Source organism: Lujinxingia vulgaris, assembly GCF_007997015.1.
Taxonomy (GTDB): domain Bacteria; phylum Myxococcota_A; class Bradymonadia; order Bradymonadales; family Bradymonadaceae; genus Lujinxingia; species Lujinxingia vulgaris.
This window is the reverse complement of sequence record NZ_VOSM01000001.1, coordinates 363,757-386,970: the sequence shown is the minus strand read 5'-3', so window position 1 is coordinate 386,970 and position 23,214 is coordinate 363,757. Positions and strand designations below refer to the sequence as shown.

Here is a 23,214-nt window from a genome sequence, read left to right as displayed (position 1 = left end):
AAGTCGCTCCGGAGTAGATTTATGACAGCAATCGACGCCACTCTTCCCGAGGCGGGGGATCTGATCGGGGGGCGCTTTCGCATCCTGGAAGTGTTGGGGACCGGGGGGTTTGGCACGGTCTACCGAGCCGTCCAGGAGAATATCGGGCGAGATGTGGCGCTGAAGTTTCTGACGCCCGTTGTGGCGAAGGATCCGATCAACGTGGAGCGCTTTCGGCGCGAGGCATTCCACGTCAGCCAGCTTCGTCACCCCAACACGATCACGCTCTACGACTACGGCCAGACCGAGGACGGCCTGGCGTATATGGTCATGGAGTTTCTGGAGGGGGACGCGCTCGGCGACATCATCCAGTCGCAGGGCGGGCTGGGCTGGGCGCGGGCCGCACACGTCTACATCCAGGTACTCAAAAGCCTCTCCGAAGCGCACCGCCGGGGGCTTGTCCACCGCGACCTCAAACCCGAAAACATTTTCCTCTGCGAGATGTTCGGCGAGCGAGACTACGTCAAGGTATTGGACTTTGGCGTGGCGAAGATGACGCTGGCGGATTCCGAAGATGAGGGGGACGGGGAGGAGGCGCTGACGCGGGCGGGCCGAATCTTTGGCACCCCCTTGTATATGGCCCCGGAGCAGGCGTGCGCCGAGCCGATCACGCCGGCGACGGATGTGTATGCGTTGGGATTGTTGCTCTTCGAGATGGTCACCGGGCTGCCGCCGGTAACAGGGCGCAACCGCATGGATGTCATCCATAAGCAGATTCGCGATCCCGTCCCGGAGCTCTCCGAAGAGATGGAAGCGACGCCGATGGGCGTTCTTATTCGAAAGGCCTGCGAGAAAGACCCGACGGTGCGCTATCCGGATGCCGCCGCTCTGCTCGACGGCTTTCTCGACGCCATGCAAGCGATGGGAATCAAACCTTCGCCGCAGGGCGGCGGGAGTCGACCGGAGGTTTCGGCGTCGCATATCGTGCCACAAGAGGTTCAGGGGGCGTTTCGGCACACGAGCACCACGGAAGAGTCCAGCGCAGCTATTGATGAGACGGTGCTGACGACGTTGCCGGAGAGCGCCGGCAGGACTGTGAGCGAAGAGATCGACGCGACCCACTTGATCGAGGTGCCCTCGGCGCGTCCTGAGCCACCGCCCTTGCCGAGAGGTGCGCCCCGGGTCGAGATCAAGCGCATCGCTCGCCAGGAGCCGGCTCCGGCGGAAGCTGCACGTCCCAGCTACCCCTTCCAGGCCAGGGCGCATTCTCGTCCACGCTTCGATCTTCCCTTGATCGGTCGCGATCGCGAGTTTGATCAGCTCGTGGGCCTGGTGCGTAGCGTAAAGCAGCTGGGCTCCGGGCAGGTGGTCTTGCTCGAAGGTGAAGGGGGCGTGGGAAAGACCCACCTGGTTCATGCCGTTATGAGCGCGCTGAGCGACGAGGCGGTGGATTACTCGACGGCCGCGTTTCGGCGACGCTCCTTGCCGATGGAAGGGTTGCGTGAGGTCCTTGCCGGGCTCTGGGGCGTCTCGCATAGCGAGCGGATGCAGGTCGATACGACCGTTCGCCAGGATTTGCGCCAGCTGGGCGGGTTTTCCGACAGCGAGATCAGCGCGATCGTCGACTTTTTGAGGCCGCGCGTTATGGAGGCCGGCGACCTGGCCCAGGCGGAGTCCGGCGTGCTCTTTGCGAGGCTGGAGCGCCTTATCCTTCGTCTGGCCGAGCGCCGCCCGCTGGTGTTGGCGCTGGAGGATGTCCAGTACGCCGACAGCGGCAGCCTGGCGTTTCTGGAGTACTTTGCGGTTACGATGCGTACTCAGGCCTGTCCGGTCGTCGTCATCCTGACAATGCGGCCGGAAGAGCGAGGGCTTAACCCCGATCTTGAGGATCATCTGCGTACGATCGGGGCGAATGTCGGGGTTAGCTTCTCTCGTCAGCGGTTGAGGCGGCTCTCGGGCAAGGCGCTCTCGGTCTTTCTGGACTCGATCCTCCCCCTTGAGTCGCGGCTCAAGGAGCGCGTGGGCTGGCTTAGCCAGGGCGTGCCGTTGCACGCGATTCAGATCATTCGCTACCTGCAAAACGAGAACAACCTGGCGCGTCAGGGCTCGCGGTGGAGTCTTAAAAGTGGCAACCCCCGAAAGATCGAGCTCCCTCCGGACTTGATGGAGTTGATGGCCCTTCGCGTCGAACAAGCCATCCACAAACACCGCGACAAGCCCGAACTTCGCCGGGTGCTGGAGTGGCTCAGCGTGCTGGGCATGCGCGTGCCCGTCGATCTGCTTAAAGCGGCTCTGGAGCGCTTTGAGTCAATGGAGCTCGAGGACCTGGATCGCGAACTCGGTGCGCTGAGCGAAGAGGCGATCGCTCGCCAGAGCCTGCATCAGAACGTGATCTGTGTAGAATTTGAGAACAGCTTACTGCGCGAGGCACTTCTCAAAGAGCTCCGAGAGCAGTGGACCACGCGTGGCATGCACCAGGGCGCCGCCCAACTCAAGCAGAGCTTCTACGGGGAGCGTCAGCTGGAGGTTCCCCTTGTCGAGATCGCTGACCACTGGCGTCAGGCCGGTGAGTTGGAGCGCTACCGCGACACCCTGAGCGCTGCAGCGAAGCGCTCAATGAACCGGTTTGACCAACGCGGCGCGCGAGATCGCTACCGTGAGTTGCTCGGCCTGCTGGAAAGTCGCGAAGAGCGCGGTGACCTCTGGACCGAAGCCAACCTCGCCATGGCTGAGTTGGCCCGACGTTTTGGCGAATTCGGGCTGGCCGAGGAACATTACCGCCGGGTCGTCGATGCCGACAGCGCGCGGGGCGCAGAGCGCAGCCGATCCCTGCGTGGTTTCGCACACCTGTTGACCATTCAGTCGCGTTTTGATGAGGCGACACACCTCTACAGCCAGGCGCTGGACTACAGCCAGCAGATTCAGGATGTCCCCGGCGTTGCCAAAGCCCTCATCGGGCTGTCGCGGGTTCACCTGACGCAGGCCGACGCGCTGGCAGGTCAGCAGGTCCGTGACCGTCTGGAGATGATGCTATCGACCCTGGACGATGCCGAGGTCGGCGGCAAAGTGCTGCTCCATCTGGCGGAAGCAGCTCAGCGTCGAGGTGATCATGACCGGCGCTACGACTATCTGAAGAAGGCAAGAGCGTCCTTTGAGGCCTCTCAGGATCGCCAGGGCCTGAGCGACGCGTTGATCGCGCTGGGAGGTGCCCTGATGGCGCCGTCGCTCAATGCGCCTGACCGCTTCGAGAAAGCCGAACAGACGCTGCGCGAGGCGCTTGAGCTCAAACGCACGATTGGTGACCGCCACGGTCTCGCAGAAGCGTTTCGACAGCTCGGGCAACTCAAGCTGGAGACCGAAGATTTCGCCCAGGCCGAGGGCCTGCTCCAACAAGGGCTGAATATTCATCAGGCCCTGGGCACGCCGTTCAATATCGGTGCCTCGCATAATGCGATGGGCATCCTGATGGTGATGACGCGGCGCTACGCACAGGCCGAACGCCACTTTGATGCCGCAGCCGAGGTGTTCGGGCGCATGGGCGATCAGGTGGCAATCTCCCAGCCCCTGTTGAATAAAGGGATTGTCCTCATCAATCAGCGCCGCTTCGCCGAGGCTCAAACCATCCTCCGCGAGGCTCGCCGACTCAAAGAGAGTCTCGGCACGAGTTGGGGGCTGTTTGACCTGCGCAATAACCTGGCGCTGGTGGATATGTGGCACGGAGAGCTGGAGAGCGCCGAACGAACCCTGCGCGAAACGCTGCGTCACGTGGACGCCCAGGGCACCGCTGAGGATCGGGCGAAAGCTCGCAGCCTGATGGGGTTGTTGCAGTGCTTTTTGAGTCGCCTGCAGATGGCCGCCCTGGAATTGGGGCGCGCCCGCGCCGACGCCGAAGACCTGGACATGCCCCGCGTGGAAGTCTTCTGCCAGGCAAACGCCGCGTTTTATGCCCTGCTGACCGAGTCGCATAGCGCGTACGAGTCGCTTATCGCGGAGGTCGATGGTCACGAGATCCTGGCCGAACTCGACCGGGAGATCTGGCTGGATGTGCTCGGTCAACTCGCCACGCACAGCGCGGAACAATCCCCCTCGCGGCAGGCCGCGCGTCAACTGCGTGCTGTCGCCACCGTCTGGCAACGCTACGGCCGTGCCGAGCAGACCCGTGAGCTACTCAGCCTTGCAGATAAACTTGACGAGGAGTTCGCTCCTCGCCAGTGATTACCTTTTCACCGTCCCCGACACGGAGCGATCATGCCCCCTGCCCTGCTCGACGAAGCCTCCATTGATGCGCGACTCAAGAAGCTCAACGGCTGGCGACGCGATGGCGATGCCATCAAGCGTGAGCTCCACTTCGACAGCTTCATGGACGCGATCGCCTTCATCAAGCGCATCGCACCGCTGGCCGATGCTGCTGACCACCACCCCGAGCTCTTCAACGTCTACGACCGCGTCGAGCTCACGCTGACCACCCACGACGCCGGGGGCCTGACCGCGAAAGATTTTGACCTTGCCGAGGCGATCGACGCGGTCGTCACCTGAACCAGGCTCCATCGCTCCTCGAATTCCCCATCGGGGAGCGTCGCGCTGCGCCTTCCCACCCTCCCCTCCTCACTCTCCACGTGGGTTGAGGCCTTCAGGCCCTCAGATCTCTCACCTGCCGAGATTGTGAACAGATCGAGCACCTCGTATCTCTCACCTGCCGAGATTGTGAACAGATCGAGCACCTCGAATCTCTCACCTGCCGAGATTGTGAACAGATCGAGCACCTCGAATCTCTCACCTGCCGAGATTGTGAACGGATCGAGCACCTCGAATCTCTCACCTGCCGAGGTTGTGAACAGATCGAGCACCTCGAATCTCTCACCTGCCGAGATTGTGAACGGATCGAGCACCTCGAATCTCTCACCTGCCGAGGTTGTGAACAGATCGAGCACCTCGAATCTCTCACCTGCCGAGATTGTGAACGGATCGAGCACCTCGAATCTCTCACCTGCCGAGGTTGTGAACAGATCGAGCACCTCGAATCTCTGACGTGTTTAGGTTTCGGTGCGAATCAGGCCCGGGAATCCGTCGAGCACCGGGGTTGTGAACAGGGCTGGTCGTGACGAAAGCTCGAAAGTCGGGGATATGGACAGTTGGAAGCCCTCACAACACTCGTTTGCCGAGGAAGTGCTCTGCTCCGGGCCGACGCATCACCTGGCGGCCCAGGTTATTGGGAGAGGTAGAGGCGGAGGGCCGGCCGGGGATGGGGAGTCAGGGGCAAGGGGAGAAGCGGGCTGGAGGTGCTGTGGGGGTGAGGACATGGTGAGCGCAGACGCGACGTATGCAAAAGAAAGCCCCGTAAGCCGGAGGGCTTACGGGGCGAACTCAAACCACTCTGCGCCGTCACACAGGGGTACGATCAGGCCTCCGACTCCGAGATAGCGGGGACATCGGAGGGCTGATCATCATCGCTATCGTCGAGAACTTCACCGGTACCGGGGTCGACATCCACATGTTTGCGTTGGCGTCGGTAGTACCGGGAGAGGAGGTCGAGCTGGCGATGGTACTCGGTGAGCAGGGACGCTCGGTTCACCGCGTTATCGGCGTAGTTCGCGAGAACATGGAAGATAACCGCGGCGAAAGCATCTCGTGCTACCGCATCGCTCTCCTTGACCTCGCTGAAGGTGCAGGGCTCGACCCGTTCGGCCAGGAGCTCCCGTGCAAAGCGAGGGAGAAGGCCGCGGAGGTGATTACGGTGCCGCGTCAGGCCGATCAACTCGATGTGACGCGCCAGATCGCTATCGAAGCGTTCCAGGAGCACGCGCCCATCGGCGAGTTGATCTTCGAAGGACTGACGCGTCAGGGGCGCGATACCGTTAGGAGCAACCTCCCGGATGAACTCCCTGGCAGCGCGAGCGACCTCGTCATCGCCAACGGCCTGACCTTGAGCGACGGTGCACATGCCGGTGAGAACTTCTCCGACTTTTGCATCAAGCTCAACGGAGTCGCCGCGAGCGCGGGAGTGTTGGGACTTGTGGGTTTCATAGCGCACCTGAGTTCGGCGCGCCTGGCGATTGGAATCAAGTGCCGTGTCACAACGCATCACAAGTGCGTCGTCACCCATCTGCATGGCGAGTGCCTGGATGGACTCGAGCGCAAGGATTCTACGCCCGGCAGGGAGCACCTTCCCGTTGAGGTAGGTGCGTAGGGGTTCTTGTGTCACTGACTCCTCCATGTTTGAGAACTGGAATAGAAGTGAACAGCCATCGATGAGCCTGTCGCGACGGCGCGAAGCGGCAACAACGAGTAGTCCCCCAGCGATGCGGCATGTGGTGAGATTGAGAAAACGCTACCACCGGGTGCCGGCGATGAAAAGAGTTGTCGAGCCGCCCACCTTCAAAAAGTTGCGAGCGAACGTTGTCCGGCCCGATCGAAGCTGACGGCCTTAAGACGGAAAACCCCCGACGCACCGGGGCGTCGGGGGCTTTCGGGAGCGCGAGGACCTCCGGGCTACCGGGGGCCAAATGTTCAAGGGTTAGCGCTGGCCAAACTCGCGCCAGTCTTCGGCGAGGTCTCGGACGGTGGCCGAGGCCTCCTCGGAGTGGCATTGGGTGGCGAGTTCGTCGATGGCTGTGGCGAGTTCTTCGGAGAGGATGGGGGTCTGGGTAGTCGGGTCGGAGAGGGAGGCGAACTCTCCCAGGCCGAGGATGGACCACTCACGAGCGGTGAAGAGGCAGGCATCCAGGGGCGCCAGCGCGGTAGGAGCGTGAGAGGTCGACACCGCGGGGGGCTCGATCAACGCGTCACCACCCCACTGGAGGCGAGCGATGCCCTGAGCCTCGGTGAAGGAGGCGTGGGCGAAGATACGTGGCGAGCCGAGGTTGGCGATGGCGTTGAGGCCCATGATGGCGACCGGGGTGAGGGCCACGGAGTCTACCGATTGAAGGATCTGGTAGATCTGACGCAGATCGATGAAGGCGTCGACACCGGGGGCGACCTCACGCTGTCCTTCTGCAAACACGTCGTCGGTGGGTCGGGCGGACGAGGCTATCAGTTCCAGACGATCGGCGTGCTCGGAGATCTTGATATCCACAGGAGTCCCAAGAGGGGTGAGGGCCAGTCGGGCGAACTCTTCAAAGGGCTCACGGGGGGCGTCAGTCGGGAGGTTCAACCCGAGGGCGGTGACGAGTTGCTCGTTGCTGGCGCCGAGGATCTGCATCCAGAAACCGCGGACGAGGCCGAATTCGGCGGGGGTGGTTTGTTCACCGACGAATCGATCGAAGAGCGCGTAACCGGTGATCGGGGAACGCAACACTCCCAGGGGGAAGCCCCAGGCGGAGTCGCGGGTCTGTCCTTCGATCATACGCTTGAAGGTGGCCTCTTCCATGCCGGCGATGTCCTGAGCCCAGCGCGGGGTCTTGTGCTGGTCGATGGCACTGGAGAGGTCGAGGCCAAAATGCACGTCCAGGGCGACGTTTTCAGCCTGTCGGGCGCGCATCGGCGCGCTCCGGGCGACGGCATTGACCAGTGACTGGCCGTACTCCGTCAATGAGGCGACGGCATCAAGAGTGAGGACGTCATTGTGGTGGTCGAGGAGGATGGCGAGGTCTTCGGACTCGGCAACTTCAGGGCTATCGAAGCTGAACTCCCGGGCGGTCGCGGCGATCTCCGTGGCGAGTATGGCGTCGATGCGCGCCTCTTCGGCGGGGGTGCGGGGGATGAGCAAGGTTGAGCCGAGCTCGATGAGTGCGAGTTGGTCGAAGAGCCCGCTCATCTGGCCATAAAGGGCGAAGGGGGCATCGCGACCGCTGAAGGCGGCCCAGGCGGGTGAAGACGCCGGGGCCAGGCCTTCGATAATCGGGGATGCCTGGGACCAGGGTTGGATCTCGGGAGAGATGATGCCGGCCGCGAAGTCGATCACCAGAAAGTCGCCACGGGCGGTCGTAAGGTAGGCCCCCTGATAGCGTTGGGCGATCTGAGCGCTGGCTGTCTCGGCGTCTGCGACGGGGAGGAGCGCGCGCACGTGGAACGCGTCGGGGAAGCCGAGGTCTGTGGTGGCGAGAAGCTCGGGGCTGGCGGTGCGCAGGCCATCGATTGCGCGTTCAAACCCGGCGCGCGAGGTTGCCAGGTAGATCGCGCGGCTGGTGTCGAGGCCTTCAATGGGCTCGGGGCCGCCCTGGTGGCTGAGCACCTCGCTGACGAGAGGAAGATCGAGGATCAGGCTCTGGGAGATGTTTTGAGGCAGGGGGGATTGGTGATGCAGCTTGCGAAATCCCTCGATGTTGTAGGCAGCCACGACCAGGGTGTCGGCCGGTAGCAGGTACGTGAGTTGCTCGTGGGTCGGCAGACTCTTGAGATCGACGCTGGTCGCGGGAGCGTCGTCGACAGGCGACTCGTCGGGAACGGTCGATTTGCAGGCGGAGAGCATGAGCGCTGAGGTGAGAAGCATTGTGAGGTAGAGCGAGGAGCGCGCGGGGAATCGAGACATAGAGACTCCAGACAACGTCAGTAGACAGGGGTAAGGATCACAGGAACACGGCGATGGTAATGAGTCCGGGCCCGGATTCAAGGTGGGAGAGAGCGTCTCGCCGGGTGAGTTGTCGCGACCGCAATGCGTTTTACTCGTTTGGGACTTCGAGACCTGCTAGCTTTACGCATTGTAACGGCAGTCAGAATCAACAGGGACGCTCCTCCTAATGGAGGGGCGGTCCCGAGTAGCGTTGGAGATGTATGATGCGCATGCAAATGTCGGGTCGGTTGTTGTGGGGGGCGCTGCTCCTTTCTCCTGCGTTGTGGTCATGTGGCGATGATCCGGAGGACACATCGACGCCGATGGAGACGACCTACACCTGGCGAGATGCGCCGATGCGCTGCTACTCGTCGGTGCACGCCTACGAGTTGCATGACGTGGGCGACCGGATCGCGATCAGCTACCAGCCTCGTCGCCAGAACGTGGTCAACGTCTCGATGGCGTTTCTTACGCTTCTGACTGAGGACGAAGGTCGATCTTTTACCCGGCCCGTGGCGTCGATGGTCAAGCCCAACGAACCCGTGTACCGGGGACCGCTGGAAGCGACAAATCAGAGCACCCACGGGATCTTTGAGCTCGGCCGGGGGCTCTACATGAGCACGGTGGGCGTAGCGGGGACGAGCCGACTGCCGGGGCCGGAGGAGGAGTACAGCGATCGGGACTGGCTGGTCTTCTTTGCTGAGGATGGTGAGGGGGAAGACGTCTTCGCGAATGGAGAGCGGGTGGATTTGCCCACTGGCGAGAGGTCGGCGCGGGTGTGGCGCTACGGCGATGTGACCGTGGCCGAGGCGGGGATGTGGCTGTGGGCGTCGATCGACGACGGACCGTGGGAGGTTGCGGGGTGGCGTCCTCAGACCCGAGACGTCTACCCGAACCTTCGTTCCACAGAGACGGTCAGCGCGAGGACGGACCTGGCGATTATCAAGGATTTTGGGAACGGGGACTTTTACAGCGTGCGCCCGGGGGAGCCGCCGCAGGTGATCGCGAACGTGGGGACGTCGGCGATCCGGGGGTGGCGCGTCGTGGACGGGGGCCTCTGGGGCGATTCGCTTGTCGTTGTGGCCGGGGGGCCCGCCGGGCAGAGCGAGCGTCCGGGCAGGCTGCAGCTGTGGGCGATACCGCTGGGAGATGGCGAGGTACGGCAGTGGCCATGGCCGACGGGCGTGGCGACCAACGTCGGGTTTCGCGAAGGGGAGGACGGAACCCTGTGGATTCACACCCGAGTACCGGCAGAGTCCGGCGATGCGCCGGCGGTGATGCGATTGAGCGAGGATTCCGAGCTCCTTGAGCGGCTGCGTCTGGACTTTGAAGCGGCGCCCTTTGACGGGGTGCCCGCGGTCTTGCCCCGCGATGATGGTGGGCTTCTTTTTGTCGCGCGCACACGCGAGGAGCGCGAGCACCGGGGCACAGAGTACTTCGGAAGCACGATGTTCTGCCGCGTGGGTCCGGATGTGGAACAGGGCGTTGAGCCGATGGCCTTCGGCACTCTGGACGAGGTGGTGGCCGAGCCGGGTGTGATGCATCGCGTGGCGCGTGTCAGCGCGGGCAGCTCCGTGGCGGACCGCTTTGTGCGGACCCCGGCGGGCACGGTGTTCGCGACCTCCGACGGCGCGGCCTACGCGGGACCACCGGATTACGACGCGCTCCCCTTGCTGGAGGTGCCGCCGGCCGACCCGGCCCTGGCCGACCTTGTCGGCTATTCGGTGCGGACCTTTCTTAACTACAACGACACGGGATTTGTCACGACGGCGTGGGCGCCCTCCTCGCTTCTGGAGCCGCCTCCCACGCAGCGCGTCCGCGTCAACCTTGTCGATCCGGCGTTGAGTCAGCGAAGTTCGATGGGGTTCGGAAAAGACCAGATCTTCACGTATCAGGAGGTCTTCGACGCGCAGCTTGCTGCGACTGCGTCGGGCACCTTCTTCTTATCGGAGCTGACCCGGGCGCGTATCAGCGATCGGGTCCAGTGGCCGGGCAACCTCGTGGTGGGTCGCCGCCAGGGGTACGCGTTCGATCGGGGGTATTCCTATGCGCGAGCGGTTCGCGCGCAGGACGGTCCGACCTGGGTTGCCCGATTTACAAGCTACGAGGGCCGCGTTCCTGACGTGGAGGAGTGCACCTACGCCGAGGAGCCACCGGAGTACTGCATCGCCCTCGAAGATGCAGATATTGTGGCGGCGCGGGTCAACGACCTCGGGGATCTTTACGCGCTGGACTACCGCCACGGGCGAGTCCTTCTGTTGGAGGCGCAGAGTCGTCAGGCGCAGGTCATCGCCACCGGCTTTGTCTCCCCGGCGGACATCCGGCTCACCCAACATCAGGGGCAGGACGTCGTGCTCGTGTACGACGGCGACATCTGGGCCTTTTCGCCCGACACCGCCACCCTTGCCACACGCCAGCATCGCTCCGGCGCTCAGAACAGTGGGTCCGGCGAACTCGCGCGGGCCTCGTCATGTGAGACGGGACAGCCCTGCGTGGACCTTAAGGCTTTCGGTGGGGTGCTACGCGGCGAGGGGCGCTTGTGCATTCCAGGGGTTGAGTTTGGTGAGTCGGGGACGCTGCGCTTTGAGCGGGACGTGATCGATGCGGACTGGTCGGCAACGGAGGTGTGCTTTGACGCTGCGCAGCTGGAGGGGCGCAACGGACAGCTTACGCTCACGCGCGCCGACGGCTTGAGGCCTCCGGCGGTGCCCTACTACGGCCCCAGTCTAATCTTCGGAATCGATGTGCCGGCCCCCCTGACGTCAACCTCGCCGATCACCTTCCGGGGAACGAACCTGATGGGCGGTTACGGGCTGCTGGTCAGCGGAGGCTCGATGGTGAGCGCGAGCGATGACGCGATCGAGGTGCTTGCGCCCCACAGCGGCGTGGTTTCGGTGTTTCGAGATGGCGAGGCGCTCGCGAATCAGCCGGTCGAGGTGATTCCGACGGTAGCGAAGAGCTGCGTTTCGGGTCCGGGCCAGCCCTGCGAGATGGTGCTTATGGGCATGCCCACGGCCACCGGAGAGGTGCGCGTCGGTGGTGAGGTCGCTGAGATGTTGCGATGGGACCCGCCCTATATGCGATTCGCGTGGCCCGAGTCATTGGAGCCCGGAGAGCACCCCCTGGCCCTGCAGGTTGACGGCGGCGTGATGGAGGCATCTGTGACACTGCTCCCCGCGGCGATTGACGTGTTGAGCGCCAACGCGCCCCTGCCTACAACCTACGATCGATCGCTGACGCCGCCGATCTTCTCCGAGCTCGGGCTTATTTCGCCGGTTCGCATCTTCCAGGGTCCCTCACCGGTGACCGCGATCGCCAGCATCACCAGTCGTGGTGCGCAGAGCCACCAGGTTGCCAACCTGAGCAACACGGCGACGCTGGGGGTGGTCAGCGATGGGACGCAGACCCTTGGTATCGGCAACATGCCCGGCGGGGTCACGATAACGCGGCTGGGACCGCCCACGGACCAGTTTTATGCGTTGAGCTGGGAGCCCCTTGGACTTCTCTCCAGCAGTGATGGTTCGCGTCTGGGAGGGTTCTCCGGCGCGGGGTTTGTGGATGGCGAGCTCGTTGTGGTGCTGCGCACCAACCTCAACACCACGCGCGCGGTCGTCGTTGATCTGGAGACGATGACGACGCGCCTCTTAGGGGAGTTACCCGGGGCCTACGGGACCCGATCCGGAGGTGCGGCGATCGCGGCGCACGGCAGCTGGGTCAATGAGGCCGGGGTCTTCGCGGGCAACTGCTACGCCAATGAGGGGAGCGCGCAGCTCTATCACCTTCGTCTGAGCCGCGAGGCAGGGGAGCTGGTGTCGGAAGGCCCCTTCGTCCTCAAGAACGATACGACGAGCCTGTTGGCGTGCGACGTCATCGAGGGTGGGTTCGCCTGGGTGGAGCGCGCGGGGTCCGTCGAACGCATCTATGCCTGGGATTCGGCCGCCGGGGAACAACTCGCTGGCCCTGTTTTGCCCACGGAGTTGCCCGGCGTGGGGCAGAGCGCGGAGGGCGACCTGCCCGCGGTGCTTGATATGGCGAAGGTCGATGATGTTTGGCTGGTGATGCTCGCGGCTCGGGAGGGAGACGGGCGCGGAGCCTACCTGGCACGTTGGGACGCGTCCGCCGAGGTGTGGTCGATCGGTGAACCTTTCGGGGTATCGACGCAGGCGCAGGCAGGAAGCCTGTGTGTGGGGCCGCTTCCGCCCGGTCAATGTGAGGAGGGAATCGGTCGCTACGGCTGTAGCCCGGCCGCCTGCCCTGTGTCGCCCATCGGACAGGTTCCGAACGCCGAGGTGGTGGTGTACTACGGCGATATGCTGGTCGAGGACGAGGCCGTGCACGTCTTCTACCAGGTGGTCGATGAAGGCCGCGATCTGTCGCGAGCCGGAGGCATTGAAGCGCAGTATCAAAAGGTGCCGATGCCTTGACGCTTCGCGGAGGTCGGGGGCAGCGACGCGACACGCGCAACACCACACCCCGCGAAGACGAAAGCCCGGCACGTCGCCGGGCTTTTTGCTGCGCACCGCAGGTGTGAAGGCGGACGGGTATCAGGCGATTTCAGGTGTGAGTGCGGATGGTTTGCGCCACGATGACGCCATAGCGAACCAGATGACATCGGGCACGACTCAAATCGACGTTCCACTCATACGATGGAGACACGAATGAAGCCCCTCGACTGGCCCCACCTTCCTTTCTGGCGATGGACGCTTCTTGCGGGCGCGCTGTTGTGGACTTCGGGATGTTCGGAGACTCCGGCTGACGCCAATCCTGCGCCGGACGCCGATGTCGCGTTGGAAGACGTGTTCGAGCCCATCGACGCGGCCGGCGAGGACGTGGGGAGCGCGCCTGACGCCGAGGAGAGGCCGGAGCCCGGCCCCGGGAGCTGGCGACTCCCGGAGGGCTACTATGTTCCGGCGAAGATGGAGATGACGCTTGTGCATCCGCGACCGGAAGCGGCGGAGTGGGCCTACTCGAAGAACGCCCACCCCGGCGTACGCTGGGAGATCCCGATTGTCGTGCAAGGAGGGGCATGGCCCTTTCAGTATGCGATCGTGGATGACGGCGGTGCCGAGGGGCTGCAGATCGGCGGCGAGCTTATGCGCGAAGAGGTCGACGGATTCATCGTGCATCGCGTGACGCCGGAGTACGGCGTGCTGTGGTGGAATGACCCGCAGGAGGGTGATTACGACGTCACCTTGCGCGTGAGCGACCAGGACGGATCGACGTTGGACGTCGAGGTGAGTCTGCGCGTGGGTGAAGATGGGTGGATCTTCGTCGATGGCAGCTCAGGCAGCCCGGAGGGTGACGGCAGCCTGGACGCACCTTTTGCCAGCGTGGATCAGATTCACGCGCTGGGTGAAGCGGCCGCCGGACACCGTGTGTATGTCGGCGGCGTGGTCCCGATGGATGGCAATCGCGACAACGGCAACCTGCGCATCGCCGACGACACCCCGACACCGGCGGTTTGGGTGGGCTGGCCAGGACGAAGCGGGGTGTTGGAGGCCTATGAGGGGAAGATCGTTCTCGACCGCCCGGACTTCTACATGGCGAACCTGGAGCATCGTCACCATGAGGACTACTTTCCGATGGAGGATTCCTACCTTCATATGATTACGGTCTGGTACGACACCGACCGCTACACAGTGCATGACGTGGAGTTTACACGTTTTCAGGGGGTAGGAACGAACGTGAACCTGGGCAACTCCTCGATCATGATGCTGACCAAGAACGATAACGGGAGAAACCATGTCGCGGTGGTCAACAACACGTTGAGCGGCCCGAACGGAATCATGACGAGCAGCTATCAGCTGCGGCATTCGGTGTTTGAGAAGAATCGTGCCGTCGACGCGGTCTTTACGGTCGCGGATGGGTCGGTGTGGAGCATCATCTACATCAAGAGTGGCAACAATGAATATGTGACGCTGCGGGCCAATGAATTCGTAGAGAATAACGCGTGGCCTAATCGCAAGAGTGCGCTGGGCGTGTTGAGGGCACGCAACATTGAGCTGGCGTACAACACGATTCATACCCCCTACGACTCGGGTCGCACCGGGGCGCTAACCCTGTGGACCAACTCGGCCCTGAGTGATTACGGGTGGAGGAGCGAGACGCCGGTGTGGATCTACCGTAACAGCCTGCGTCAGCGGATCAGTTACGAGGGCGACCCGGTTGTGAACCTGCCCGACGGGACGGTGATCACGGAGCGTAACATCCTGGATGAGGGCAGCTGGCCCACATCCTCGAAGATCGTGGATCTGGAGAACCTTGATGAGGGGGAGTACTTCGACGAGGGGATGAAGCTTACGGGTGAGCATCGCGAAGAACGGCTGGGCCGCTGGGGTGCGGAGATCGCGGTGCCGGTGGACTGAGGTCGTTGGGCAGGTTTTGCATCGCTTCGAGAGAGGGGCCCTTCGGGGCCTCTTTTCGTATCCGGGATAGCGCGAGTCGGAGCGTTCGTGCGGTGAATTTTTGAGTGTAATCCGGGGGACTTCACATCCGTCGCTATGGAGGATGACCTCCGAAAAGGGCTCGGAGGTCACGCTGACCTTTTCGAGGAGTAGAGCGATGGATCGTGCGGTGGTGATGGTCGTGGGTGGTTACGGTGAGGTGGGTCGACGCGTGAGCGCGATGGTAGCGGCGTTGCCCGGCGTGCGCGTCATCGTCGGGGGGCGACGGGAGGAGGAGGCTCAACGCTTCGCGTCCGAACTCTACCTGGAAGCTGGAGGCGTCGAGGTCGGAGCGCGTCAGGTCGACGTGGGCGATCGGGCTGAATTTGAAGCAGCGATCGCAGACGTGGATGTGGTGGTGATGTGTGTGGATGTTCCCGACGCGCATGCTGCCCTGGCGGCGCGTGCCATGGGTTCGGCAGGCTCAACGGCGATGATGTTTCAGGAGGGAAAGGCCGCCGCCAACTCAATGAGCTCGTCTCCGGGGCCGCAGCCGCTCCCCTTAGGGTTCCGCTTTCGGGGGAGCGCTTCAGAAGTGTTGCGATGGCGAGCTCACGCATCAGCGCGTGAGCCGGGAGAAGTCTGGTGATCGACGTCGTGTACGCGTCAGCACTGATGAAGACTTTTTGAGGAGCCATACATCGTCCTGAATTGTCGTGGTGACGCGTCACCGAATTAACCACACGCTCACTAACGCGGGAGCAACACGCCCGCGCTACGGCGATGTTCGGCATCGACCACAAAGAGGTAGAGATCACTGTCGCTGCTAGAGAGGTCGGCGAGTCGCAGATCGACTTCGATGCGCCCCCGGCTCCAGGATGTGGTGGGGGAAATGACGACGCGAGTGGCTTCGTCGAAGTTGGCGGCGTTGGCCACTTCGACGCGCGCTGCAGCGCCGGGACCTACCGCCACGTAGATGTCATCCATCACTCGACGCACATCACCGGCGCTGCGGTACCACGCGCCGAACTTCAGACGATCCCAGAGGGGAGGAATCTCAGTGAGGTCTTCGCGCAGGACGCCCTCGTTGTAGGTGTCGCGGTAAACGCCCTGCCCCTGTGTGAGATGTTCGAAGACGCCGGTCACGGCACCGTAAGGATCGTCCGCGTTGATTTTGAGGTAGGTCGAGAGGGTGTTCCACTGCTGGAAAGCCCAGTAATCGCCAAGCCACCAGCTCGTGTTGGTGGTGTTACCGTCGATTTTGAAGCTTCCTCTCCCGGTGTGGGTGGCGAGCACGATGTCGTTGCCGTTGCAGGAGCCCTGGCTGCAGGAATAGTCGTAATTGTCGCCGCGGTCGCCGTACATTACCCAGACGTCTTTGGCGCTGGAGTCGGATGAGAAGGCGGTGGGGCTGGAGTCGTTGCCGGGGAAGTCGCCCAGGTCACGCATCGACCAGTGAACGAAGAATTCATCGAAGTGCTTCAGGCCGAAATCCCCCTGCTCGTCGGGGAAGCCAAGCACCGCACCAACGCCTCGTCCCTCGGTTTCTATCCTGTCGGCGACCAGAAGCGCGTTGGTGCCGGAGAGCGCGGCGTCGTCGACGTAGGTGCCGCGGGGATCGAGCCACGCCCCTCGGGTTGCGCCCGCACCAAGCGGTGCTCCAACCCGGCCCGACTCAAAATCATCCAAAAAGTAGGTCGTGGGTCCCAGATCACCGAAACCTCGTCCGCAGATCACCAGGGGATGCCCCTCTTCGGCGGCTCCGAGCAGTGCGCTGATGCCATCAACCTCTGTGGCGGGGCATTCGGTGTCGGGGGTGTCTGGCGAGGTGTCGTGGACGTCAGGGGCCTCGGCGTCGGTGGGCCCTTCGGTGTCCGGATCGATGGGGTCGGCGTCGGAGGAGGACGTGTCAGATAAGGCGGTGTCGCCGGTTGTCCCTGCATCGGAGGGCTGGTCAACGTCGGACGATGGCTCGTTGCAGGACGTCGCGCAGGCAATGAGAGTCGCGAACACGAGCACAGAAAGAGGGTGAGGCTGACGCATAGGGGGCTCCAAGGCGGTGATGCGCCCCGGAATGGGCGCGGGCCGGCGATCGAAGAGAGAGCCCCTACCCTAGCGCGGCGATCCGGTAGTTCAAGACGATGGCGGTTAAGGATCGTTGACGCGCCACCATGGCGAACGAGGCTCAATAAGTCCCGGCTCCACCGAAGCGCCGGGGGCCGGGGTCACCCAGGGGTGGCCGCGCTCCTCGGCCAGTCTGACGAAGGTTTCGATGGGCTCGGTCCACCCGTGCAGGCCAAGGTCGAAGCTGCCCCAGTGGATGGGCATGACCAGCGCGGCGTCCATGAGCTCGAAGGCATCAAGGGCGCCTTCGGGGCCGAGATGAATCTGGCCCCAGGCCGGGTGGTAAGCGCCGATCTCGTACATGGCGATGTCGAAGGGACCGTAGCGCTCGGCGATGTCGCGGAAGCCCTCGAAGAATCCCGTGTCGCCGCTGAAGAAGACACGGTGCTCAGGGCCGACGAAGGTCCAGGAGGCCCAGAGGGTCTCAAATCTGTCGAAGAGCCCGCGGCCGGTGAAGTGGCGTGAGGGTGTCGCGGCGATGGTCAGGCCCTTGATGGTATGTTCATCCCACCAGTCCATCTCAACGATACGCTCCCGGGGCACATCCCAGCGCTCCAGGTGGGCACCCACGCCCAGGGGAACGATGAAGACCGCCGCGCTCAGGCGCATCAGGTCACGAACGGCCTGCATATCGAGGTGGTCGTAGTGATCGTGGGAGATGATCACCGCGTCGAGCCGGGGGAGGTCCTCGGGGTTGAGCACCAGGGGATGAAAACGCCTGGGGCCGACGAGGGTGGAGGGAGAAGCGCGCTCCGAAAAAATGGGATCGAGGAGAAGATGCACCCCGTCGATCTCAAGCAAGGTTGAGGAGTGGCCGAGCCAGGTCATGCGCAGTCCGCTAACCGGTGGCGCGCTGAGATCGGGGGTGAGGGTCGGAAGTTCACGCGAGGGGAAGGCGTCATCGGGCTTGGAGAACCAGCCGCGGGTCGTCTCCCAGGTGCCACCGGGCTCCATCACCGAGGTCTCTACCGGGTTGAGGAAGATATTCTCGTCGTCGCTCCAGTTGGGAGAGGCCTTCGCTCGCTCAAGGCGCTCTCCCTGAAGCGAGCCTCCCAGGCTGGCGAGCCAGGCGGTGGAGTGAAGGAGCGCGAGGAGCGAGACAGCGAGGATCGCAGCGCCCCCCAGAAGTGTTGCGCGCAGGAAAGGAGATGTGTGCATCGGAAAGGTCCGCCTGAATCCAGTGGGTCAGTCTGTTCGTGCGTTGAAAGATGTTTTTGAGAACGCCGCGGGTACAAAAAAGCCGGGAGCGGATGCTCCCGGCTCTCGTGATCAACGCAGCAAGGCAGCACTCTGCCCTGCGACGCTCAGTACTTCGCCAGCCACTCGATGGCCTCGGCCAGATCTTCGATCTGGGGGAGGATGCGATCTTCGAGGTCGGGGTGGTAGGCCACGAAGCTGTCCAGGGCAGCCACGCGCTTGACCGGTCCGTCGAGGTACTCGAAGAGCTCGTCGGCGATGCGGGTGGCGATCTCGGTGCCGTAGCCCCAGCTCATGTTGTCTTCGTAGGCGACGATGACCTTGTTGGTCTTCTTGATCGAGGCGCTGATGGCGTCCCAGTCGTAGGGGCTCAGAGTTCGAAGGTCGAGGATCTCGACGCTGAGCTCGGGGTGCATCTTCGCGGCGCGGCGGCTGCGCTCCACAAGGGCGCCGTAGGTCACGATCGTCAGGTCGGTGCCCTCCTGAACGATGTTGGCCTTGCCGAAGGGGATCATGTAGTCGGGGCCGGGGTTGCGTCCCTTGTTGTAGGTCTGCCGGTAGAGGTGCTTGTGCTCAAGGAACATCACCGGGTCGTCACTACGGATGGCGGTGCGCAAGAGCCCGTTGGCATCTTCGGCGTTGGAGGGCATCACAACGCGCAGGCCCGGCACATGGGTGAAGAGCGTGACGCCGGATTGGCTGTGGTAAGGCGCGCCGCCCTTGAGGTAGCCGCCGATCGGCACGCGCACCACGACCGGAGCCTTGAAGTTGTTGTTGGAACGCCAGCGGATGTTGGAGAGCTCGTTCTTGAGCTGCATGTAAGCCGGCCAGATGTAGTCGTAGAACTGGATCTCGACGACGGGTTTGAGGCCGCGGGTGGCCATGCCGATGGCGCGACCGATAATATTGGCTTCGGCCAGGGGGCTGTTGAAGACACGCACCCCGCCAAACTCTTCCTGGAGGCGGTGGGTGACCTTGAAGACGCCGCCTTTGCCTTTGACCTTGCCGAGCAGCTCCTCGTTGGTGACGTCAGCGACGTCTTCGCCGAAGACCACGATGGAGGGGTCGCGGCGCATCTCGGTGCGCAGGGCATCGTTGATGAGGTCGACCATCGTGGTCTCCTGGGCGTCGTCTTCGTAGACCGGGGAGGTCTCAAACGCGCTGGAGGTCGGGTCGACGTCGGGGGAGTAGATGTAGTCGAGGGCGGTGTCCGGGTGGGGCGTGGGCAGCTCCAGCGCGTCATCGACGGCCTGACGGACGGTGGCCTCGACCTCGGCGCGCACAGCGGCGATCTCATCCTCGGTGGCGATGCCTTCTTTGATGAGCCAGGCCGGGTAGGCGTTAACCGGGTCGCGCTGGGCCTCGGCTTCGCGCTCGTGGTCGGGCTTGTAGAGCTTCTCGTCGTCAGACATCGAGTGGCTGTAGGGACGCACCACGTGCGCGTGCACCAGCGCCGGGCCCTTGCCGCTTCGGATGTAGTCGGCGGCCTCCTGCAACTTGCCGTAGCTCTCCACCGGGTCGCAGCCGTCGAACTCGGTGATGAAAAGGTTCTCAAAGCCGGAGCAGGCCTTGGAGATCGAGCCACCGGCGGTCTGAACGCTGACGGGCACGCTGATGGCGTAGCCGTTGTCCTCGACCATAAACATCACCGGCAACTTCATCGCGCTGGCCGTATTGACCGCCTCCCAGAACTCGCCCTCGCTCGTCGCGCCATCGCCGATGGAGACGTAGATGATCTCGTCGCCGGTGTACTGGTCCTTGCGATCCTGGAGGCCTTCGACCGCCGCCATGATGCGGGCAACCTGTGCGGCGCCGGCAGCCTGCAGCATCTGCGTGCCGGTGCAGGAAGACTGGCTGACGATGTTGAGATCTTTGTGGCCCCAGTGCGCCGGCATCTGCCGACCGCCGGAGTTGGGGTCTTCGGAGGAGCCCACCGCCTCGGCCAGGACCTCCAGAGGCGTCATGCCCAGGGTCACGCAGAGGGCGCGGTCGCGGTAATAGGGGTAGAACCAGTCATAGGTGGGCTTGAGCACCTTGCCAGCGGCGACGAGCACGGCTTCGTGGCCGGCGCCCGAGATCTGAAAGTAGATCTTCTGCTGACGCTTGAGGTTGATCTCGGCGTCGTCGAGCTTTCGCGAGGTGTAGATGAGCCGGAACATCTCGACGAGCTCATCTTTGCTCAACCCGTAGTAGGGTTGATTGCCTTGATGCGTGGCGCCCGAACCGTTGGTTGTGGGCTGTGTGGACGGGCTCAGGTTACCTTGCTGTGTAGGTTCCACCACTTCACCTCCAGTGCGGGCGTACGACGCGTGTGTCGACAGGTTAAACGGGGTCGGCGCATGCCCGGGTTGGGCATCCGCGCGCGAGCGCGTGGCGCGCGAGCGGTCGGCTCGATTTGGCGCAGAACTAACACACGCTTAAGCGGGGCGACAAGGGAGGTTCGGGGCGAATTGGCGGGAGGATCGCCTGACGCGATGCGTCAGCCCGAAGGAAGTTGAGGTGCTTTTGAGGAGGGCTGTGAATTAGCGGGGGCGCAGGCTCGGCTGAAGGAGATCGGCGTAGCGCGCGTCGCTCTGCAGCATCGCCCGGGCCACTCCGCAGATGGGGGTGATGCGCCCTCCCCTCTCGGCCACAACGTCGGCGAAGTGATCGATCATGGTGCGGGCGTGTCCTTGCCCCCGAAACTCCGGGTTGGTCCAGAGGTAGTCGAGAAAAAAGGTGTCGCCCTCGGTGCGAAAGTCGATGCGCGAGACGACGATCCCGTGCTCTGCATCGGTGAGGGTGGCTGGGCTCCGGGTGGCGCTAAAGATCAGGTTCATCGTTGTCTCCTTGCTCGTGACGGATCGCCAGTGGGTCTTCGGGGCTCAATGGAAGAAGAACTCACACTCACCCGCTATTTCAGGGCCTCAGGGTGAACCGAGGCCGAGCCTGACCTCAACCGCTTACCTGTGATAAACGGAGCGCATGAACCTCTTAAACGTTCGAAATTTAAGCATGAGCTTCGGTGCCAGGGCGCTCTACCGGGATGTGAGCTTCGGGCTCGACGCCGGAGAGCGGGTGGCGGTGGTTGGCCCCAACGGTTGCGGCAAATCTACGCTGCTGAAGCTGATCGCCGGGGAGCTCAACTCCGACCAGGGCGACATCACGCTGCGGGGCGGCACGCGTGTGGGCTACCTCGCGCAGGAGGTCGCGTTCGGGCCGCAGACCACCTGCCGGCAGGTCGTGGCGCGGGCGATGGCGCCGACGCGCCAGGCGATTGAAGACTTCAACGCGGTGAGCACACAACTCGCCGAGCCGATGGACAGCGCGCAGATGGCGGAGCTGCTGGAGCGCCAGGCCGAGCTTCAACACCATATTGAGCTTATCGGAGGCTGGGACTGGGAGCATCGCGTCGAAGAGATGCTCGATCGCCTGGGCCTCTCGGCGCTGATCGATGTTCCGATGCGTCTGCTCTCCGGCGGCCAGCGCCGGCGCGTGGGGCTTGCGCGCGCGCTGCTCGACGATGCGGAGCTTTTGTTGCTCGACGAGCCGACTAACCACCTCGACGCCGAGGCCGTGGAGTGGCTTGAGGGATGGCTTCAGGCTCGCCAGGGCGCGCTGATGCTGATCACGCACGACCGCTACTTTCTGGAACAGGTCGCCGGACGCATCCTCGAGATCGACCACGACGGCTTCTACGATTACCCGGGCAGCTTCAAAACCTATATGGAGCGGCGGCTGCATCGCATGGAGGTGCGGGAGCGCACCGAAGAAAAACGTCAGAAAGAGCTGGAGCGCGAGCGCGAGTGGCTCGACGGAAGCGCGAAATCGACGGCGCGGCGAGCGCGGTGGCGGGTGGAGGAGATCGAGGAGGCGGGGCGGCAGGAGCCTGTGTACCAGCGGCGCCAGATCGAGATTGAGATCCCGCCGCCGGGCCCCTTTAGCGATCAAATTCTGGTGGCGGCGGGCATCTGGAAGTCCTTTGATAGCGCGCGGCGCGAGGGCAGCGAGGCGGTGGCGCTCTTTGAATCGGCGCATCTGAGCCTTCGCCCCGGAGACAGGGTGGGGATCGTGGGGCCCAACGGCTGCGGCAAGTCCACGCTCCTGGAGATGCTCGTAGGAAACCTGCGTCCCGACGCGGGGCGAGTGGAGCACGGGGAGCAGACCGAGATCGCTTATCTTCGGCAGGACGCCAGCGGCGGGCCTCCCGAGGCCACCGTGTTGGAGGCGATGGGGGTGAGCGACTATGTGTGGCTGGGCAACCAGCGCCTGCATAAACGCGACTACCTGGCGCGCTTTCTCTTCGACAAACACCTGCAGCGCGCAAAGGTGCGCACCCTCTCCGGGGGGCAGCGTCGACGCCTGGCGCTGGCGAAGGTCATCGCGCAGAACGCCAACGTGCTCATCCTCGATGAGCCCACCAACGACCTCGATATGATGGCGCTGCATGCGCTGGAAGAGGCGCTCTCCGGCTTTGAAGGGTGCGTGGTGATGGTGAGCCACGACCGCTACTTCCTCAACGCGACGTGTACGGCGATCGCGGCCGTCGAAGATCACACTCTGCAACGTTATGAGGGCGATTACGACGCGTACCGCGCGCGGCGGCCGGCGCGCTCCCCGGCGAAAACCTCGGCGGTGGGCGGGGCGGCCAACGCGACCGCGAACGCTAAGGTGCGGCGTAAGGAAGAGGCTCAGAAGACGCGCACGTCAAAGCCGGAGCGCGTGGGGTTGAGCTTTAAAGAGCGTCAACGCCTTGAGGAGCTTGAAGGCGAGCTGGAGAAGCTCGAGGAGAAGAAGGGGGGTATCGAAGCGCAGCTGAGTGATCCGGCGCTTTATGCCAGCCGGAGCGCGGAGGTGGGGCCGCTTAACCGAGAGTTGCAAGCCTTAAGTGAGTCCATCAAGCGATTGTGGGCAGAGTGGAGCGCGCTGGAAGAGAAGCGCTGACGCCCTGCCCCACCGCCTCAGATAATTTGGGAGAATGCAGGCGTGTGCGGCGCCTGAAACCCATCGCATCCCGCGAAGATGAGCGAGGTCGGGCCCCCGGGTCCCGACCGCCAGCGTCTC

Annotated in this window: 13 protein-coding genes; 6 read left to right on the top strand and 7 right to left on the bottom strand. The window is 63.6% G+C overall.

Going from position 1 to position 23,214, the window contains the following annotated elements:
- Window positions 1-21: 21 nt before the first annotated feature.
- Window positions 22-4,194: a serine/threonine-protein kinase gene (locus FRC98_RS01535; RefSeq protein ID WP_230467164.1), complete on the top strand. Its 4,173-nt coding sequence runs from the start codon at window positions 22-24 to the stop codon at window positions 4,192-4,194.
- Window positions 4,195-4,227: 33 nt separating this feature from the next.
- Window positions 4,228-4,515: a 4a-hydroxytetrahydrobiopterin dehydratase gene (locus tag FRC98_RS01530; RefSeq protein WP_146979544.1), complete on the top strand. Its 288-nt coding sequence runs from the start codon at window positions 4,228-4,230 to the stop codon at window positions 4,513-4,515.
- Here the strand turns inward: FRC98_RS01530 and FRC98_RS01525 are convergent.
- The 3 genes from FRC98_RS01525 to FRC98_RS01515 form a co-directional block, all read right to left on the bottom strand.
- Window positions 4,416-4,994, bottom strand: coding sequence for a hypothetical protein (locus tag FRC98_RS01525; RefSeq protein WP_146979543.1), 579 nt, complete (start codon window positions 4,992-4,994; stop codon window positions 4,416-4,418). The genes FRC98_RS01530 and FRC98_RS01525 overlap by 100 nt on opposite strands.
- Window positions 4,995-5,377: 383 nt before the next feature.
- Window positions 5,378-6,181 (bottom strand): hypothetical protein, encoded by an 804-nt coding sequence (locus FRC98_RS01520; RefSeq protein WP_146979542.1) that lies wholly within the window; start codon window positions 6,179-6,181, stop codon window positions 5,378-5,380.
- Window positions 6,182-6,493: 312 nt separating this feature from the next.
- Window positions 6,494-8,446 (bottom strand): hypothetical protein, encoded by a 1,953-nt coding sequence (locus FRC98_RS01515; protein WP_146979541.1) that lies wholly within the window; start codon window positions 8,444-8,446, stop codon window positions 6,494-6,496.
- Window positions 8,447-8,688: 242 nt separating this feature from the next.
- On the opposite strand from FRC98_RS01515, the gene FRC98_RS01510 reads away from it, so the two are divergent.
- The 3 genes from FRC98_RS01510 (at window position 8,689) to FRC98_RS01500 (ending at window position 15,499) form a co-directional block, all read left to right on the top strand.
- Window positions 8,689-12,891: a hypothetical protein gene (locus FRC98_RS01510; RefSeq protein ID WP_146979540.1), complete on the top strand. Its 4,203-nt coding sequence runs from the start codon at window positions 8,689-8,691 to the stop codon at window positions 12,889-12,891.
- A gap of 234 nt (window positions 12,892-13,125) precedes the next feature.
- The gene (locus FRC98_RS01505; RefSeq protein ID WP_146979539.1) at window positions 13,126-14,832 is read left to right on the top strand and encodes a hypothetical protein; all 1,707 of its coding nucleotides are present in this window, start codon (window positions 13,126-13,128) and stop codon (window positions 14,830-14,832) included.
- 196 nt (window positions 14,833-15,028) lie between these two features.
- A complete protein-coding gene (locus FRC98_RS01500) occupies window positions 15,029-15,499 on the top strand; it encodes a KR domain-containing protein (protein ID WP_230467163.1) in 471 nt (156 codons plus the stop codon).
- A 101-nt stretch (window positions 15,500-15,600) separates the two neighbouring features.
- Here the strand turns inward: FRC98_RS01500 and FRC98_RS01495 are convergent, their stop codons facing one another.
- From FRC98_RS01495 to FRC98_RS01480, 4 genes are all read right to left on the bottom strand, one after another.
- Entirely contained in the window at window positions 15,601-16,893 is a 1,293-nt protein-coding gene (locus tag FRC98_RS01495; RefSeq protein WP_146979537.1) for a hypothetical protein, read from the bottom strand.
- Between the two features lie 105 nt (window positions 16,894-16,998).
- Window positions 16,999-18,132 (bottom strand): MBL fold metallo-hydrolase, encoded by a 1,134-nt coding sequence (locus FRC98_RS01490; protein ID WP_146979536.1) that lies wholly within the window; start codon window positions 18,130-18,132, stop codon window positions 16,999-17,001.
- A 146-nt stretch (window positions 18,133-18,278) separates the two neighbouring features.
- The gene (locus FRC98_RS01485) at window positions 18,279-20,453 is read right to left on the bottom strand and encodes an alpha-ketoacid dehydrogenase subunit alpha/beta (RefSeq protein WP_230467162.1); all 2,175 of its coding nucleotides are present in this window, start codon (window positions 20,451-20,453) and stop codon (window positions 18,279-18,281) included.
- 240 nt (window positions 20,454-20,693) lie between these two features.
- Window positions 20,694-20,990 (bottom strand): GNAT family N-acetyltransferase, encoded by a 297-nt coding sequence (locus FRC98_RS01480; RefSeq protein WP_146979535.1) that lies wholly within the window; start codon window positions 20,988-20,990, stop codon window positions 20,694-20,696.
- Window positions 20,991-21,135: 145 nt separating this feature from the next.
- Between FRC98_RS01480 and FRC98_RS01475 the strand changes: the two genes are divergently transcribed.
- Window positions 21,136-23,094, top strand: coding sequence for an ABC-F family ATP-binding cassette domain-containing protein (locus FRC98_RS01475; protein WP_146979534.1), 1,959 nt, complete (start codon window positions 21,136-21,138; stop codon window positions 23,092-23,094).
- Window positions 23,095-23,214 lie beyond the last annotated feature (120 nt).